The 16,939-nt window shown below is 64.2% G+C and carries 16 protein-coding genes; 8 read left to right on the forward strand and 8 right to left on the reverse strand.

Features of this window, described 5'->3' with window-relative positions; genetic code table 11:
• Positions 1-501 precede the first annotated feature (501 nt).
• From IB268_RS13830 to IB268_RS13850, 5 genes are all read left to right on the forward strand, one after another.
• Positions 502-1,557, forward strand: a complete 1,056-nt coding sequence (locus IB268_RS13830) for an RNA methyltransferase (protein ID WP_175213487.1) — start codon at positions 502-504, stop codon at positions 1,555-1,557.
• Positions 1,558-1,895: 338 nt separating this feature from the next.
• Positions 1,896-2,408 (forward strand): sigma-70 family RNA polymerase sigma factor, encoded by a 513-nt coding sequence (locus tag IB268_RS13835; RefSeq protein WP_054453792.1) that lies wholly within the window; start codon positions 1,896-1,898, stop codon positions 2,406-2,408.
• 4 nt (positions 2,409-2,412) lie between these two features.
• The gene (locus tag IB268_RS13840; RefSeq protein WP_192354383.1) at positions 2,413-3,423 is read left to right on the forward strand and encodes a FecR domain-containing protein; all 1,011 of its coding nucleotides are present in this window, start codon (positions 2,413-2,415) and stop codon (positions 3,421-3,423) included.
• 101 nt (positions 3,424-3,524) lie between these two features.
• A complete protein-coding gene (locus IB268_RS13845; protein ID WP_192354384.1) occupies positions 3,525-6,056 on the forward strand; it encodes a TonB-dependent siderophore receptor in 2,532 nt (843 codons plus the stop codon).
• The gene (locus IB268_RS13850) at positions 6,056-7,285 is read left to right on the forward strand and encodes a PepSY domain-containing protein (RefSeq protein ID WP_225591369.1); all 1,230 of its coding nucleotides are present in this window, start codon (positions 6,056-6,058) and stop codon (positions 7,283-7,285) included. Before IB268_RS13845 ends, IB268_RS13850 begins: the two co-directional genes overlap by 1 nt.
• A 33-nt stretch (positions 7,286-7,318) precedes the next feature.
• Here the strand turns inward: IB268_RS13850 and IB268_RS13855 are convergent, their stop codons facing one another.
• From IB268_RS13855 to IB268_RS13875, 5 genes are all read right to left on the reverse strand, one after another.
• Complete coding sequence (locus IB268_RS13855) at positions 7,319-7,960, reverse strand: phospholipid-binding protein MlaC (RefSeq protein WP_054453786.1); 642 nt, start codon at positions 7,958-7,960, stop codon at positions 7,319-7,321.
• A 420-nt stretch (positions 7,961-8,380) separates the two neighbouring features.
• The gene (locus tag IB268_RS13860; protein ID WP_054453784.1) at positions 8,381-9,220 is read right to left on the reverse strand and encodes a hypothetical protein; all 840 of its coding nucleotides are present in this window, start codon (positions 9,218-9,220) and stop codon (positions 8,381-8,383) included.
• A 57-nt stretch (positions 9,221-9,277) separates the two neighbouring features.
• Complete coding sequence (locus tag IB268_RS13865) at positions 9,278-9,889, reverse strand: LON peptidase substrate-binding domain-containing protein (protein ID WP_192354385.1); 612 nt, start codon at positions 9,887-9,889, stop codon at positions 9,278-9,280.
• A gap of 9 nt (positions 9,890-9,898) precedes the next feature.
• Positions 9,899-10,306: a carboxymuconolactone decarboxylase family protein gene (locus IB268_RS13870; RefSeq protein ID WP_192354386.1), complete on the reverse strand. Its 408-nt coding sequence runs from the start codon at positions 10,304-10,306 to the stop codon at positions 9,899-9,901.
• Positions 10,307-10,412: 106 nt separating this feature from the next.
• Positions 10,413-10,757, reverse strand: coding sequence for a GFA family protein (locus IB268_RS13875; RefSeq protein ID WP_119451940.1), 345 nt, complete (start codon positions 10,755-10,757; stop codon positions 10,413-10,415).
• 89 nt (positions 10,758-10,846) lie between these two features.
• On the opposite strand from IB268_RS13875, the gene IB268_RS13880 reads away from it, so the two are divergent.
• On the forward strand, positions 10,847-11,275 hold the full coding sequence (locus IB268_RS13880) for a VOC family protein (RefSeq protein ID WP_054453774.1): 429 nt from the start codon (positions 10,847-10,849) through the stop codon (positions 11,273-11,275).
• A gap of 46 nt (positions 11,276-11,321) precedes the next feature.
• Positions 11,322-12,761, forward strand: coding sequence for an MFS transporter (locus IB268_RS13885; protein WP_119451939.1), 1,440 nt, complete (start codon positions 11,322-11,324; stop codon positions 12,759-12,761).
• 63 nt (positions 12,762-12,824) lie between these two features.
• Here the strand turns inward: IB268_RS13885 and IB268_RS13890 are convergent, their stop codons facing one another.
• Positions 12,825-14,015 carry a M20 aminoacylase family protein gene (locus IB268_RS13890; RefSeq protein WP_192354387.1) on the reverse strand — a complete coding sequence of 397 codons (1,191 nt, stop codon included), beginning with the start codon at positions 14,013-14,015 and terminating at the stop codon, positions 12,825-12,827.
• 57 nt (positions 14,016-14,072) lie between these two features.
• Positions 14,073-15,131, reverse strand: a complete 1,059-nt coding sequence (locus IB268_RS13895; RefSeq protein ID WP_370540019.1) for a Bug family tripartite tricarboxylate transporter substrate binding protein — start codon at positions 15,129-15,131, stop codon at positions 14,073-14,075.
• A gap of 140 nt (positions 15,132-15,271) precedes the next feature.
• Between IB268_RS13895 and IB268_RS13900 the strand changes: the two genes are divergently transcribed.
• Positions 15,272-15,985, forward strand: a complete 714-nt coding sequence (locus tag IB268_RS13900; protein WP_175213494.1) for a GntR family transcriptional regulator — start codon at positions 15,272-15,274, stop codon at positions 15,983-15,985.
• A 19-nt stretch (positions 15,986-16,004) separates the two neighbouring features.
• Here the strand turns inward: IB268_RS13900 and IB268_RS13905 are convergent, their stop codons facing one another.
• Positions 16,005-16,850 carry an IclR family transcriptional regulator gene (locus IB268_RS13905; protein ID WP_054456468.1) on the reverse strand — a complete coding sequence of 282 codons (846 nt, stop codon included), beginning with the start codon at positions 16,848-16,850 and terminating at the stop codon, positions 16,005-16,007.
• Positions 16,851-16,939 lie beyond the last annotated feature (89 nt).

Below are 16,939 nucleotides of genomic sequence, written 5' to 3' on the forward strand. Positions count from 1 at the left end.
CGCTTCGGATCCCTCTGCCCGGACACCCGCTCACGGCATCTGCCCATGAACGGTATCCAAAGCCAATGCATTAGGCGACTGCCAGCCGAGGACCCCGGAGTCATCCGAAGCGCAGCCCCGCCGGGGCGAGCATCGGAATGACGCAGGGCAGCCTCGGCGACTAAAGAACCCTGGCTGTATGAGTTCAATGAAGATGCAAGTTTGCTCAATGGACTTGAAAGGTAACAAATGTGTATAGGCTTGCCCCGCGCTCATCTCGCGTTGCGGCACTGTGCTGCTCGGGGACCCTGATGACTGTCGGCTTCTGGCCGAGAGCCGCCGGATCCGAATGACCTTTCTCGACCCATTGCTGTCAGTCAAATATCTCCATGCCAGCATAGGGATACTCACGGCACTGCTTCAGCTCTTTTATCGCCTAGGGTGAGACACAGCCATAACTGTCCAAGCTCAAGGTAAGCGCCCTTTCTCCATTTTCCGGGCGCAAGGTAAAATCCGCCCCCCATGCGCTATTCCGACTTCGACCAACGCCTCGCCGCTCTTGGCGCCTTGCCCGTCCATCGCGGCCGGCTCCTGCGCGTCTGGCTGCAAGGGCAAGCGCTCGACACCGGCACGCGACGTCGGAGCGCCGAACACTTCCTGCCTCTCGCGCTACGCAACGCCGTCCCCGCCTTGACGGCGGAACTGGACGCCCTTGCCCGCGTCCGCTCCGAACACGCCGGCAACGACGGCTCGCGCTTGCTGGTCGAACTCGCCGACGGGCAGATGGTGGAAAGCGTGCTGTTGCCGCGCGACGGGCTCTGCGTCTCCACCCAGGTCGGCTGCGCGGTCGGCTGCCGCTTCTGTATGACCGGCAAGAGCGGCCTGATCCGCCAGGTCACGAGCATGGAAATCCTCGCCCAGGTCGTGCTGGCGCGGCGTCAGCGCGCGGTGAAGAAAGTCGTCTTCATGGGCATGGGTGAACCGGCGCACAACCTCGACAACGTGCTTGAAGCAATCGACCTGCTCGGCACCGAAGGCAATATCGGCCACAAGAATCTGGTGTTCTCCACCGTGGGCGACTTGCGCGTATTCGAGGCCCTGCCGCAGCAACGCGTCAAGCCCGCGCTGGCGTTGTCGCTGCACACAACCAAGGCCGATCTGCGTGTGCACCTTCTGCCACGCGCACCGAAAATTGCGCCTGAGGAACTGATAGAACTGGGCGAGAAATACGCTCGCGACACCGATTATCCGATCCAGTATCAGTGGACGCTGCTCAAGGGCATCAACGACGGCGACGACGAGCTCGATGCGGTCGTGCGTCTGCTGAAGGGCAAGTATGGGGTGCTCAACGTCATTCCCTTCAATAGTCTCGAAGGGGATGATTACCAGCGCCCCGATACCGAGCGCATCCGCGAGATCGTCCGTAATCTGCAAAGCCGTGGCGTGCTGACCAAGGTCAGGAATAGCGCCGGGCAGGATGTGGATGGGGGCTGTGGGCAGTTGCGCGCTCGGGCCGTTGGCGCGGCGCAGGTGGTCGAATTGCGCAGAAAGCGCAGTGCAAAGGCAGAAATAGCCTAGCTCAGGACTATCCGCCGCTGGCGTGGGCAACCTTTTCGAGAAAGTTGATCTCGGCCCGCCGCGGACTTCTACGTTGTCGAGTTTGCCGCGAAAGCGGCAATGTGCAGCCAGACCCCCCATAGCGACAAAAAAATAGAGAACGTGGTCCTTGCGACGCTCCATTTGCGTGCGTTCGCGCGCGAGCCCCGGGTGGCGAAGCCGCCGGCTTGGAACGAGCCCCCGCACCCGTCCGATGGCCGGGTTGCCGAATTGATTAGCTGTCTATGTATAATGCGATCAATTCTCATTTGATTCGTTTGCTTCCACATTCGATTCGTTTGCTTCCACATTCCGTCCTCATGCCAGCCCAGGATCTACCTATAACCGATGATTTGGCGGGACTGTATGTCGAGCACGGCAAGTGGCTTCAGGGATGGCTGCGCAAGCGCGTCGGCGACACTTTCGCGGCAGCCGACCTGGCGCAGGACACTTTTCTAAGCCTGCTGGACCGCAAGACCGCGGCTATCGAGATCCGGGAGCCGCGTCCGTTTCTGGCGACGGTTGCCCGGCGGCTCCTCGCACACCGCCACCGCCGGCAGTTGCTTGAAACCGCGTATCTCGAGGCTCTCGCCTGCCTGCCGGAAGAAGTCGCTCCCTCGCCGGAAGCACAGTTGATGGCCGTCGAGAGCCTGCAGCAGATCGACCGCGTGCTCGATGGCCTGCCTCCCAAGGTTCGAGAAGCCTTTCTGTTGGCGCACCTGGTCGAACTGAGCTACGCCGAAATCGCCGAACGGTTGGGGACTTCGACCAGTTCAGTCAAGCAGTATCTGACCAGGGCCAACCGCGAATGCATGTTCGCGCTGGCGACCTGAATTCATGGCCTCTCATAGAGACACGCTAACCCTGCCTGGCGGCCGCGTCATCAGCCGGGCCACTGCGAACGCTGCGGCGGACTGGCTCACGCTGCTGATGTCCGGGGAGGCTGGCGATGAACAGCAACGCCAATGGCGCCAATGGCGCCAGGCACATGTCGATCATGAGGCCGCTTGGCAACATGTCGAATCTGTCACGGGCCGGATGAAATCACTGGAGCGTGCTCCGGCTTACGCGGCCCTGTCGTCGTACGCCACGACCGATCAGCCCTCCTCCGCCGCCCGCCGGCGGGTCACCCGAATGCTCCTGTGGGGGGGAATGGCCACCAGCGCCGGGCTGCTCGCTTCGCGCACTGACACCTGGCAGGCCCGCACGGCCGACTACCGCAGCAACACGGGTGAGCAACGCGAAGTCACGCTGGACGACGGCACCCGGCTGACGCTGAACACGGATAGCGCGGCAAATGTGCGCTTTGATGCGGACCAGCGCCGAATCTTGCTGGTGGCGGGCGAGATTATGGTTGCGACTCGCCACGGGCCGGGGCTGGCCGATCCGCGGCCACTTTCGGTAGTGACCGCCGAGGGCAGCATCCGTTCGCTGGGTACACGATTCACTGTACGGCAGCGCTCTGGACAGACCGGTGTGGCGGTTCTGGAAAGCGCTGTGGAAGTCTCTCCCCGCGCCGGCTCCGGCGCGAGTGTGCTGCACGCCGGCCAGCAGACACAGTTCAGCCGCGATGCTGTTGGGGCGCCGCGCGCGATCAATGAGCAGGCGGATGCATGGGCGCGGGGTCAGTTGGTGGCGGACGAGCAGCGGCTGGGCGACTTCGCTGCCGAACTGGATCGCTATCGGCGGGGCGTACTGCGCGTCGATCCGCAAATCGCGAATCTGCGGCTTTCGGGTGTCTTTCCATTGGCGGACACGGACAGGATCCTGGCTACGCTGCCCAGCGTGCTGCCGGTACGCGTGCAATGGCGCACCCGTTACTGGGCGACGATCGTACCGGCCGATTGAGGCCCGAAAAAAATTTTTCGAATTGACTGCCCGATTGGCATGTTCGCGGCACCTACCTAGGAAGGACCGGGATTTTCGGAGGTCCAATCCAGAGGAAGAACATGCCGAACCTGCACCGCGCCCACGATTCGGAGCGCCCTTACCCATCGTCTACTGCGCTTGCCGCCCTGACGCTGACCGCCGCCCTCGCGGCCGGCGTTCCGGCCGCCGTGCTGGCGCAAGGCGCCGCGCCTCCCGCAGCAGGGACCGCCGCGGTCGAATTCAGGATTGCCGCCGGGCCGCTGGCGCCCGCTTTGCGTCAGTTGGCCAGCACGGCCAACATCATGTTGACCTTTACCGCCGAGCAAACCCAGGGCAAGCGCACGGCCGGCGTGAATGGCCGCCATCCCGCCGCGGGCGCGCTGAGCCTTCTGCTTGCCGGCAGCGGCCTGCGGGCCGTGCAACTGGACAATGGCGCCTACGTGCTGCAAGTCGACGAGACGCTCTCGTCCGCTGCGTCCGACGCCGCCACGCTGCCCATGGTTACAGTAACCGGAACATCGGTAGCGGACGGCACTACCGAGGGCACGGACTCGTACACCACCAGCAGCATGGCCACGGCCACCCGGCTCAACCTGTCCATGCGCGAGACACCGCAGTCGGTCACCGTCATTACCAACGAACGCATCAAGGATCAGAACCTGCAGACGATCAACGATGTGGTGCAGGCTGCCCCCGGTCTGACGTACCGGCGCTTCGGCCCGGAGCGCGCCTCCTTTTATGCGCGCGGCATGTATGTGGACAACATCATGTTCGACGGTCTGCCCGTGAGCCTGGACAGCTCCAACCTGTCGCAGGACCTGCTGTCCACCGACATGGCTATTTATGACCGCGTGGAGATCGTGCGTGGCGCCACCGGGCTGGTGCAGGGTGCAGGGAATCCGTCGGCTGCAATCAATCTGGTACGCAAGCGGCCGACCGATGTGCCGCAGGTATCCGCCGACGTGAGCGCCGGCAGTTGGGACCACTATAGAGCCCAGCTGGACGCCTCTGGTCCGCTATCGGAGGACGGCAGTCTACGCGGCCGCGCCGTGATCGCCACTCAGGACTACGGAAGCTACAAGCGTGGCGAAAACAGCAGCGGCCAGACGTTTTACGGGATCCTGGAAAAGGACTTGACTGCGTCCACTACGCTCACGCTCAGCGCGTTGCACCAAGAGAACAGGTTGCATGGCAATGGCTTTACCGGCTTGCCCGTGGCCCGCGACGGTAGCGATCTGGATCTGCCTCGATCCACCTCATATGCCAATGACTGGGAACATTGGAACAAGAACACCACTTCGGCGTTCGTGGGACTCGACCACCGATTCGAAAATGGCTGGCGTACGCATCTTTCGGCCTACTACGCGCAGGCCGAGGTCGACATGCTGGGCCATTACCTCAATTACAACTTCACCACTGCAAAATACCGCCAACTAGGCGCACGCAACGCCCATACGGAAAAGCAGAGCAGCGTGGACCTGTATGCCAACGGTCCCTTTCAATTGCTTGGCCGCACGCATGAACTGGTACTGGGCGCCAGCTACCGCAACATCGATTTCGACGGCAACAGCCGTCAAGGCGTGGTTCTCTACGACAACCTCGATCTCTACGACTTCGATCCGAGTGCCGTCGCCAATCCCAATATCCCGCTGCGCGACTGGATGGACGCCGACATCACCCAGCAAAGCTTATACGCCACGACCCGCCTGAACCTGGCCGATCGGCTGAAACTGATACTGGGCGGACGGTTGGACTGGTTCGACTACAACGACACCGTCAACACGTATCCCAGCTTTACCGCCAACACGCCATCCGTCAGCGCGCATAACCGATACCGCATCAATAACCAACTGACAAAGTACGCCGGCATCGTCTACGACTTGAACGACCAGCACTCCGTCTACGCCAGCTACACGGACATCTTCAAGCCTCAGAATTACATGGACGCCAGCAACAATCTGCTGGATCCGGTGATCGGGCAAAACTATGAAATCGGTATCAAAGGCGAATACTTCAATGGCGCGCTGAATGCCTCGGCAGCATTGTTCCGCATGGACCAGAAAAACCGCGCCTTCCGCAGCACCGATCAGACCCAATGCGCCGGTTACCCGACTGTCGCCTGCTATTCGGCCGCCGGCGAAGTACGCAGCCAGGGCGTGGAATTCGAATTGCAGGGCGCCATCACCCCCAACTGGCAAGTGAGCCTGGGCTACACGGTGGCCATCGCGCGTTATCGCAAGGATGCGAACCCCGACAATGTGGGCGAGCTGTTCGACACCGACACGCCGCGACACCTGTTCAAGCTGTCGACCATGTACCGGCTGTCTGGCGCTTTGCAAGGCTGGCGCATCGGCGGCTCGGTCTACCGCCAGGGCTCCATCTACAACCAGGGCACCACGAGCGGCGTTCCCTTCCGTATCAGCCAGGACGCCTACACCCTGGCCGACCTGGTAGTGGGCTGGCAGGCGACGCCGAAACTGGATGTACAGCTCAACATCAATAATGTCTTTGACAAGAAGTACTACAACGCGCTGTCCGGCAATGTGGGCTTTCCGAGCAATGTCTATGGCGAGCCGCGCAGTGTGACGCTGTCGGCACGCTACCAATTCTGATGCGCGGCGGCATGCGTGGCGCGATGGTGTTGCTGCATCGCTGGTGCGGCCTGTTCATCGCGGGTTTCCTGTTCGTCGCCGGCTTGACCGGCGCGCTGATCGCATGGAATCACGAACTCGACGAGTGGGCTAACCCCAAACTGTACGTGGCCGCCTCCGGTGCGACAGCTAACGCACTAGCTCCCTTGGAGTTGGCGCGCCGGGTCGAGGCGGCTGACCCGCGCCTGCGAGTCAGCTTTGTCCCGCTGACGCTGGAGCCTGGCCACACTGCGATGCTGGGTGTCGCCGCGCGCATCGATCCCGCTACCGCAGCGCCCTACGTCCTCGGCTTCAATCAACTGGCCGTGGATCCTGCCACCGGCCAGGTCCAGGGGCAGCGGCAGTGGGGCCAGATATCGCTGTCGCGCGAGAACTTGCTGCCCTTTCTCTACAAGCTGCACTACACCCTGCACATCCCCAAAGGCTGGGGAATCGAATTCGGGGTGTGGCTGATGGGCGTGGTGTCGGCGGTCTGGATCATCGACAGTTTCCTGGCTCTCTGTATCTCATTTCCCAATGTGCGCAGTTGGCGCAAGTCGCTGAGCTTCCGGCTGCGCCAGGGCGGCGTCAAACTCAATTTCGACGTGCATCGCTCGGGTGGCGTATGGGTATGGGGCCTGCTGCTGATGCTGGCCGTGACCTCGGTGTCGCTGAACCTGGGAACGCAAGTGATGCAGCCGCTCGTGTCGGTTTTCTCACCGATCACGCCCTCGCCATTTCAGTCACGCCAGGGCAGTCGCGAGCGGGAACTGACCGACCCGCTGTTGCGTCGAGAGCAGGCTATCGCCGTAGCCGAGGCCGAAGGCAGCCGTCGAGGCTGGACTGCCCCCGCCGGGTCTCTTTTCTATGCGCAGCGCTTCGGCATTTATGGCGTGACGTTCTACACGCCGGAAGACGACCGGGATGAGAACGGCATGGGGAACAACGTGCTTTACCTGGACGGCGACACCGGTACGATCGTCGGCGAAAGAGTGCCGGGCCAAGGCACCTGGGGCGATGTGTTCATGCAGGCGCAATTGCCGCTGCACTCCGGCCGGCTGCTGGGCATGCCGGGGCGCGTGTTGATTTCGTTCATGGGGATTTTTGTTGCGACGCTGAGCGTGACTGGATTGGTGATCTGGGTGCGCAAACGGCGGGGAAAAGGTGCCAGACTGCAATTCCGCAAAGGAAATTCCCTCCCCTCACCATGAGCGCCCATGGTCAGCGGCGAAATACCAGCCAGATCAGCTATCGACTCGCGCGCGAAGCTCTTCCAGCAACTTTTCGATCGAATCAGACTTGATAATGGAACTGAAATTCGAATGATAGACCTGCTGAACGGACATCCCGCTCACATGCATGTCGACCACCTGCCACCTACCATCAATATAAAGAAGTTGAAACGCCATGGTGAACTCGTTGGCCTTCGATTTCGCCGAATAGTAAATGCAGTCTGCTGTTTTCAGCGTGAGGCAGGTGATCTGATACACAGTAGCCGAGCCGGGCTTACTTCGGAACCTCTCCCCATCCTCCAACTCAAACTGCGAGGGCAACGGGTTTTCGAAGGCGCCTTGGAGGGTCCTCATCAGGAACCGGCTATAAAGATCGACGGCTTCTGCCTGCCTTGACGCTGACATTGATCCCCACGCTGGTCCCAATACAACTCGCGTCATGGTCTCGGTTGCTACCAGGCGCTTGAAGGTAGGGCCAACACGCTGAGCGAACGCTTGCCTGGTCTCCTTCTGCGGGCTCGCTGTAGCTAGAAGTGCCGCTGCAACCTTCTTGGCATCGGCATCCGTTTTCTGAGAGGGCTGCGCGGTTGCACTTCCAGAGGATCCCATCAAGAGAAAGCTCAGCAGCAGAAGTTTCGGAAGCATGTTTTGCATCTTTTTTCATCCATCAGCCGTGGAGAATGCAAGCGTCCTACGCGAGACGCCCGTACTCGATGAAAAAACTGCGGGTCGTGGGACGCGACTGTTTGGCGTTTGCGGCATCCCGGCAGGGTTTTGCAGCGTCGCTGTCAGCCTTCAACTTCGCGCGCTCCGCGATGTAGTCAAGTGCCAGCGTCACTTTCTCGTGATCGCCCTTCATTCATTTTTTAACGAATAGGTTATTCGTGATCGCTGTGCAAGTAACTAGCCCGGAAGGAGCAATCCAATCCTTCCGGGCGATACAGCGGCGCAACCGTAAGCCGAACCGACTTAGCGGCTGGCGCGACTAATCACAGCGACGACGGAAGCTGGCTTTAGGCTGAGCAACGCAAAGCCCACGCTTGGCAAGCCGTTCAGCCTTTCCCAACCAGGCCTTTAGTCATCCCCTCCCCCCGACGCATTCCTCGCCTCCGCCAACGCCACCGTCAAATGCATCACCTTCTTCTTCAACTGATCCCTTTCATCCGTCAGCCGAGTCAGCAACTCCCGTAACCGCGCCACCTCCGCCGGCAAATCCGCAATGTTCTCAATAGGAATATCCGGCACAGCCTCACGCGGTGGCGGCGCTTTAGCCTGGCGGACCTCACGAGCCGCCTGCTGCAATTCCTTCCTGCCGCCAGCCACAGCAGCAGCCTGCCGCTCAGGCGGCAACGTCGCCACAGCCGCCGCGGCATTGATGGAGATAGCCCCATCCTTCACCGCCCGCACCAGTTCCGGCGCCGCAGCCTTCTGTATCTTCTCGATCTGCCCCAAGGTATTGCTGCTGATACGCGCAGCCCGAGCCAGAGCCTGCCGGCTCAGCGCCTGCGACACGACTGCGGCCGGCAGCGGCGGCGGTTCGCCGGAGTCTTCGTCCCAGGGCGGATCGTCGGGCGCGGGCGCAGCCGCGGTGCGCGCCTGCAGGATTTCCTTCTTGCGCAGCGCCAGCACCCCACGCTGGAAATCCGACACGCTGCGCCGGCCCAGGTGGTTTTCGATCATCCAGAGGTGCACGTCCTCGATGGATTTGAACGAGGTGTTCTGGCGGGTTTCGAAGGGGATGCCGTGCTTCATGCACAGGGCATGGCGGTTGTGGCCGTCGACCAGCAGGTCGCCCCATAGCACCAGGGCGTCGCGGCAGCCTTCGGCGAGCAGGCTGCGTTCCAGCGCCTCGCGCTCGTCGTCGGTCAAGGGGTCTATGTAGGCGCGCAGGCCCTCGTCTATCCTGATTTCCATGGTGTCCAAATACGGTTACGCCCAGCCTGGTATCTATACGAGGCCCTGGCATCTTTCCTAAGCCAGCCCCTGCCCCCGCAGCACGTCCTGGATCGCCGCCAGGCGCGCCACCGGGTCGGTCATGGCGAGCAAGGCGGCCTTGTCGTCGGGCGGCAGGGGCAGCAGTTCGCACCAACGGTCGGCGACCCAGCCGCTGTCATCCAGCCGGAACGGCGAGCCCAGGGGCATTCTTTCGGGGGACACGCCATCTTGCTGCCATTGGGCCACCAGGCGTCCCAGCGCGTCGGCGCTGGGCTGCATGGCTGCCGGCACCGGTGCGGGCGGGTCATCGGGGATGGGCTCGGCCTGGCCCATCCAAAGGCCGTATTTTGCCACCTCGCTGGAAAGCAGCCGGAAGCGGCTGGTGCCGACGCAGCGCAGTTCCAGCAGGGCCGGCATGGGCGCGTCCCAGGCGTCGATGCGCGCCATGGTGCCGACGGGGGCCAGGGTCTCCGTGCCTTCCGGCGTGCGGACCTCCTGGCCCGACAAGAGGCCGACCACGCCGAATTCGCTGCCGTCCGCGATGCAGCGGCGGATCATGTCCAGGTAGCGCACCTCGAAGATGCGCAGGTGCAGCACGCCTGCGGGGAACAGCGCGTTGGATAGCGGAAACAGCGGGATCAGAGACATGGCGGCCTCCTATTTCACGATGAATTCCTCGTCGACGGGCACCTGCATGGCGGTGACCATGGCATTGGTCTGCGCGGCCATGCCTATTACGCCCAGCAATTCGGCATGCTGGCCGTCGGTCATGCCCTTCGCGCGGGCGGCGGCGGTGTGGGAATGGATGCAGTAGGTGCAGCCGTTGGCGGTGGACACGGCGATGTAGATCATTTCGCGCATCAGGGGAGAGAGTTCGCCGTCCGCCATCATGACCTGCTTGAGCTGGCCCCAGACCCGCTCCAGCTGCGGCGGATCGTTAGCCAGGGCGCGCCAGAAGTTATTGACGAAATCCGACTTGCGCGTGGCGCGGATGTCTTCGAACACGGCCCAGGCTTGGGGGCTTTGGCGGACGTCGTCGTCGGACAGCAGTTTTACGGTACTCATGCGGCGCTTCCCTGAAAACTCGTTCAATTCGATGAAAAGACATGTCACGCGCTCGCCATATCGCGCGGCGCGCGCTTGCCCTATGATGTAGCGCGGTTCGCGGCGCTCAGACGCTGCGGCCGTCGTACGGGATGCGGGGCCAGGCGTTCAGATCCACGTTTTCCAGGCAGCGCACGTTTATCGCTGCTGTCTCTTCGCCCTTGGCACCCACGCCGAAGCCGAATGGCGCGCAGCCGCAATTGGCGCAGAAGTGGTGTGAAATCACGTGCTTGTTGAACCGGTAGGTCGACATGGCGCTGGCGGGCGTGGCAAGGCGCACGCTGGCGCGGGGCACGAACCACAGCAGATAGCCTTTGCGGCTGCAGTGCGAACAATTGCATTCCAGTACCTGGGACGGTTCGCCATCGACTTCGAACGCGATCTGTCCGCAATGGCAGCTTCCTTTCAGCATGGCCGGGCTCCTTTGTACGTGGGGTCAGGCTTCCATCATAGAGCGGCGCCGCCCTCCTGGCACCGTCCGTTCGTCACCCTGGAGACATCATGCCCCAACTATCCGCCTACCTCAGCTTTGACGGCAATTGCGCCGAGGCCATGCACTTCTACGAGCGCGTGCTGGGCGGGCGGATGGAGGCCATGATCCGCTATGCGGACGCCCCGCCCGACGCCGCCATGCCGGTCTTGTCGGACGAAGACGCCGGCCGTATCATGCACGCCCGCCTGGGCCTGGACGAGCAGACCCTGATGGGCAGCGACGCGACCGCCGGGCATCCCTATCCCGGCAAGCAGGGCGTGGCGCTGGCGCTGGCCTATCCCACGGTTTCGGACGCGCAACGCGTCTTCGACCTGCTGGCCGACGGCGGCAGCATCACCATGCCCTTGCAGAAGACCTTCTGGGCCGAGGCCCATGGCTCGCTGATAGACCGCTACGGCACGCGCTGGATGGTCAGTGGCGGGCGCGTTTCCCACTAGAAAAGCAACGCGGCGGATCGAACCGCCATCCACGGAGCAACAACTGATGACGCATGGAATACATGGCAAGCAACGCTGGTGGGCGCTGATGGTGCTTTGCCTGGGCGTGTTGATGATCGTGCTGGACACCACCATCGTGAACGTCGCCCTGCCCTCCATCCGCGAAGACCTGCATTTCACCGAGACCTCGCTGGTGTGGGTGGTGAACGCCTACATGCTGACCTTCGGCGGCTTCCTGCTGCTGGGCGGACGGTTGGGCGACTTGTTCGGCCACCGCCGCATGTTCCTGGCGGGCCTGGTGGTCTTCACTGTGGCATCGCTGGCCTGTGGCCTGGCCCAAAGCCAGACCCTGCTGATCGGCGCGCGCGCGGCGCAGGGCCTGGGTGGCGCGGTGGTGTCGGCGGTGTCGCTGTCGCTCATCATGAATCTGTTCACCGAAACCGGGGAACGGGCGCGCGCCATGGGCGTGTATGGCTTTGTCTGCGCGGGCGGAGGCAGCATCGGAGTGCTGCTGGGCGGGCTGCTGACCAGCGCGCTGTCCTGGCACTGGATCTTCCTGGTGAACCTGCCCATCGGCGTGGTGGTCTATGCGCTGTGCCTGCGGCTGATTCCAGCCGCACCGCCTGCCGCCGCCGGCGCCCGGCTGGACGTGGCCGGCGCGCTGAGCGTCACCGCCTCGCTGATGCTGGCGGTGTATGCGGTGGTCAACGGCAACGAGGCCGGCTGGACCTCGACGCAGTCGTTGACCCTGTTGGGCGCGGCAGCCGCGCTGATGGCGCTGTTCCTGACGATCGAAGCGCGGGTGGAATCCCCGCTGATGCCGCTGGGGCTGTTCCGCCTGCGCAACGTGGCCACGGCCAACGTCGTCGGCGTGCTGTGGGCCGCGGCCATGTTCGCGTGGTTCTTCGTGTCGGCGCTGTACATGCAGCTGGTGCTGGGCTACAGCCCCATGGAGGTCGGCCTGGCCTTTCTGCCGGCCAATCTCATCATGGCGGCGTTCTCGCTGGGGCTGTCGGCCAAGCTGGTGATGCGCTTTGGTATCCGCGGGCCGTTGGCCACGGGTTTGTTCATTGCCGCGCTGGGGCTGGCCTTGTTCGCGCGCGCGCCGGCGGACGGCAGCTTCGCCGTCGATGTCCTGCCAGCCATGCTGCTGCTGGGCCTGGGCGCGGGCGTGGCCTTCAACCCGATGCTGCTGGCCGCGATGAGCGATGTGGAGCCCAGCCAGTCCGGCCTGGCGTCCGGCGTAGTCAACACAGCTTTCATGATGGGCGGCGCGCTAGGTCTGGCGGTGCTGGCCAGCCTGGCCGCAGCGCGTACCGCGGGGTTGGCAGCGGCTGGCGCGGCGCCGACCCTGGCGCTGAATGGCGGCTATCAGCTGACCTTCCTGGCGGGCGCCCTGATTGCAGGGCTGGCCGCTGCGCTCAGCGCGCTGCTGGTGCGCACGCGTAACCACGAACTGTCGGTCCAGGCCGGTTCGTCGCACTGACGCGGGATAGTCGCGGCGCGCGGGCGCCAGGCGCTGTCCTGTCCGCCCGCGCCGCCATTGCCGCTACTTGCGCGGCATCCAGTTCTCAGCCAGCTTCACGAAGGCGCTCGCGCCGATCGGCAGCAATGCGTCGTTGAAGTCATAGCTGGTGTTGTGGACCAGGCACGGGCCTTCGCCGTGGCCGGGTTCACGGTGATCGCCCTCGCCGTTGCCGATGAAGCAATAGCTGCCGGGCACCTCTTCCAGCATGAAGGAAAAGTCCTCGGCCGCCATGATGGGCGCCTGCACCAGCACGCGCTCCTGGCCCACCACCTGGGTCAGCGCGTTGCGCATGAAGGCGGTCTCGGCTTCGTGGTTGATGGTCGACGGATAGTGCCGCGTGAAGACGAATTCACATTGCGCGCCGAACATGCCGGCCACGTGCTGCGCGACCTCGCCCATGCGGCGCTCGATCAGGTCCAGGGTTTCGCGGGTATAGGCGCGCACGGTGCCGCGCAGTTCGCAGGTGTCGGGGATGACGTTGACCACGCCGCCCGCCTGCACCGTCGTCACCGAGATGACCGCCGTCTCCAGCGGCTTCTTGTTGCGGCTGATGATGGTCTGGAAGGCCTCGATCATCTGCGCCGCCGCAGGAATGGGATCAATGGACAGGTGCGGCATGGCCGCGTGGCCGCCCTTGCCGCGCACGGTCACGTGGAATTCGCTGTTGGACGCCAGCACCGGGCCCGCGGACGAGGCGAAGCAACCCACCGGAATGCCGGGCATGTTGTGCATGCCGAAGACCGCTTCCATGGGGAATTTCTCGAACAGGCCGTCGCGCATCATCTCGCGCGCGCCGCCGCCGCGCTCTTCGGCGGGCTGGAAGATCAGGTACACGGTCCCATCGAAGTTGCGATGGTGCGCCAGATGCTGGGCCGCGCCCAGCAGCATGGCGGTATGGCCGTCATGGCCGCAGGCGTGCATCACGCCGGGATGCTTGCTGGCGTGGCTGAACTGGTTGACCTCGTGCATGGGCAACGCGTCCATGTCGGCGCGCAGGCCCAGCGTACGCCCGGAGTCGCCATTGCGGATCACGCCCACCAGCCCGGTCTTGCCGAAGCCGCGATGCACCGGGATGCCCCAGCTTTCCAGCAGCCGGGCCACCAGGTCGGAAGTGCGGTTCTCTTCGAACGCCAGCTCCGGATGCGCATGGATGTCCCTGCGGATGTCGCGGATGGACGGGGAGTTTTCAACAATCTCTTCGATCAGGTTCATAAGCTGCTGCGGGCCCCGCAAGCGGAGCCCCGAATACCAGGGTTGGAAGTAGGAAGTTCAATCGGGCTTGATGCCCAGCTTGCGCAGCACGGGACCGGAAGTGTCCCGCTCGGTTGCAACGCGCTGGGCGAAGGCCGCCGCCGCCAGATGGTACGGCAAGGAGCCGTGGCTGGCGTACATCTGCTTGAGCGCGCCGTCCTGCTGCGCGCGGCCGATTTCTTCGTTGAGCCGCTGCACGATGGCGTCCGGCGTGCCGGCGCGCGCGGCCACGCCCAGCCACACCGCGCCCTCGAAGCCGCGGAAGTTGCTGGCGGCCAGCGTGGGCGTCTTGCCGAAGGCAGCGTCGGGCACGGTCTCGCTCATTGCCAGCGCGCGCAGGCGGCCGTCCTTGACCATGGGCTCGACCAGCGCGGTGCCGGCGAAATAGATTTCGGTATCGCCCGCCAGCACCGAATTCAGCGCGGCAGTGCCGGTTTTGAATGGGACGTGCAGGATGTCCACGCCTGCCTGTTCACGCAGCATTTCGAACAGCACGTGGGGCGGGCTGCCGTTGCCCGAGGACGCGTAGTTCAGGCGGCCAGGCTTCTGGCGCGCCAGCGCCAGCAGTTGATCCAGGGATTTGGCCTCCAATTTGTCGTTGACGGTCAATGCCATGGGGATGACCGCCAGCGGGCTGACCGGCTGCAGGTCGCGCGCCGGATCGTAGGTCAGGGCCGGAAAAATGTAGGGGTTCCACACCAGGTGCGCGTTGGTGACCAGGGCCAGCGTGTGGCCGTCGGCCGGCGCGGACTTGAGCTGCTGCATGGCCAGCATGCCGCCGGCGCCGGGTTTGTTTTCGACCACGACGGGCTGGCCCAGGGCGCGGTGCAGGCGTTCGGCCAAGGGCCGCGCGAACAGGTCCGGCAGGCTGCCAGGACCGCCATTGACCAGCAGGGTCACCGGCCGCGACGGCCAGCTTTCCGCGCTGGCTGCAGGGCCGGCAACCAGTGCGGCCACCGCCGCCACGCAGGCCGCAACATGACGCAGAACCGGGCGCAACAAGGGCCGCCGGGCGGATGTTTCGGGCAGGTTGCGGGTGCGCGGGCCGGTGCGCCGGACGTCGTGTAGCCGTATCACTGTGCTTGTCTCCTGGGCGCGCCAGCCGCCGGCTGATTACCGGTCGTGGTCTCGACGCTTTTTTCTACGATAAGCAGCATAAATCTCGGCGTCAATAATTTTTATCGAGATTTTTTAAGGCCAGTGATAAAGTAGCTCCCATGTCAGACGGCGCCACCCTCCCCCCGCTTGCCCATTCCGCCTCGGCCAACACCCTGGTCGGCGCGGCCTATGTCAACCTGCGCCGCGACATCATCCAGGGCGTGCATCCGCCGGGCTCGCGCCTGCGGGTCGAACACCTGAAGGACGATTACGGCGTGGGCGCGGGCACGTTGCGCGAAGCGCTGGCGCTGCTGGTGTCGGACGCGCTGGTCATCGCGCAAGGACAGCGCGGCTTTCACGTCACGCCGATTTCGCTGGAAGACTTCCGCGACATCACCGAGAACCGCGTGCTGCTGGAGACCCAGGCCCTGCGCCAGTCCATCGCCCTGGGCGATGACGACTGGGAAAGCGCGGTGCTGGCCGCCTTCCACCGTCTGAGCAAGGCCGAACAGCGCCTGGCCGCCGACCCCGACACCCGTTTTGAAGAGTGGGAACAGCGCAACCGCGAGTTCCACCGCGAACTGATCCGCGCCTGTCCGTCGCGCTGGCTGCATCATTTCCTGGGCATCCTGTACCAGCAGGCCGAACGCTACCGCCGCCTGACCGTCACGCGCAAGCCCATCGCGCGCGACCTGGACGACGAACACAAAGGCATCCTGGACGCCACGCTGGCGCGCGATGCGGACCGCGCCTGTGAACTGCTGGCCGCCCACATCCGCCTGACCTACGAGGCCGTGGCGCGCCTGCCGCCAGACCTGTTCACGCCCGATTGAAAACCCGCAGGCCGGGCCGCTACGTCGCGCCAGTTCGGTGCTGCGCCAGCACGTCGTGCATGGCCCGCGCGGCGCGCTCCAGCACCGGCACCGCGCGCAGCAGCTCGTCCAGCATGACGCGCGCCGTCGGCGCATGGCAGGCCACGGCCGCCACCACGCGGTCGTCCGCGTCGCGCACCGGCACTGCCACGGCGCTCATGCCGCGCACGAATTCCTCGTTGTCGATGCCAATGCCGCGCGCAGCCAGCCGTTCGAGTTCTTCTTCCAGCCTGGCCGGGTCTGTCAGCGTGCGCGGCGTGTTGCGCGTGAGCGGCAGGCGCGCCAGCACCCGCCCGCGCTCCAGCCGATTCATGGACGCCAGGAACAACTTGCCGCTGGCGGTGCAGTGCATGGGCACGTGGCTGCCCACCGCGAAGAACAGGCGCAGCGGTTCCTCCGTTTCCACGCGTTCCATGTAGATCACGCGATCGCCGTCGGGTGCGGTCAGGTTGCAGGTTTCGCCCAGGGTGCCGACCAGTTGGGCGAGCACGGCGCGGCAGGCGCGCGTGAAGGCCGAGGCGCGAAGAGTTGCCAGGGCCAGGGTCGCTGCCTGCGGTCCCGGCACGAAGCCGTTCTCGGTGGGCGTGGCGGCCACGAAGCCGGCACGCTGCATGGCCGCCAGCAGGCGCATCAAGGTGGTCTTGGGCATGTCCAGCCGTTGCGCCAGTTGCGCCAGCGTGGGTGGATGCTGGGCGCGCGCCAGGTGATCCAGCACCACCAGCGCCCGCAGCGAACGCGCGGCCTCTTGATGGGTGGCGGCGTCGTCGGCCTGCTGCGCCGATGCTGCACCGCGATTTTGAAACTGAATCTGCATATTCTGTTCCACTTTTCCGCCCCCGCGCCTGTTGTGCTTTGCTCTGCGCGCGCGCTTCCTAGAATCGCCTCAAATGCCGCAGCGCTCAGGCGCCGGCATCG

Origin of the sequence: Achromobacter sp. ACM01, assembly GCF_014851745.1 — a bacterium.
Classification (GTDB): domain Bacteria; phylum Pseudomonadota; class Gammaproteobacteria; order Burkholderiales; family Burkholderiaceae_B; genus Achromobacter; species Achromobacter aegrifaciens.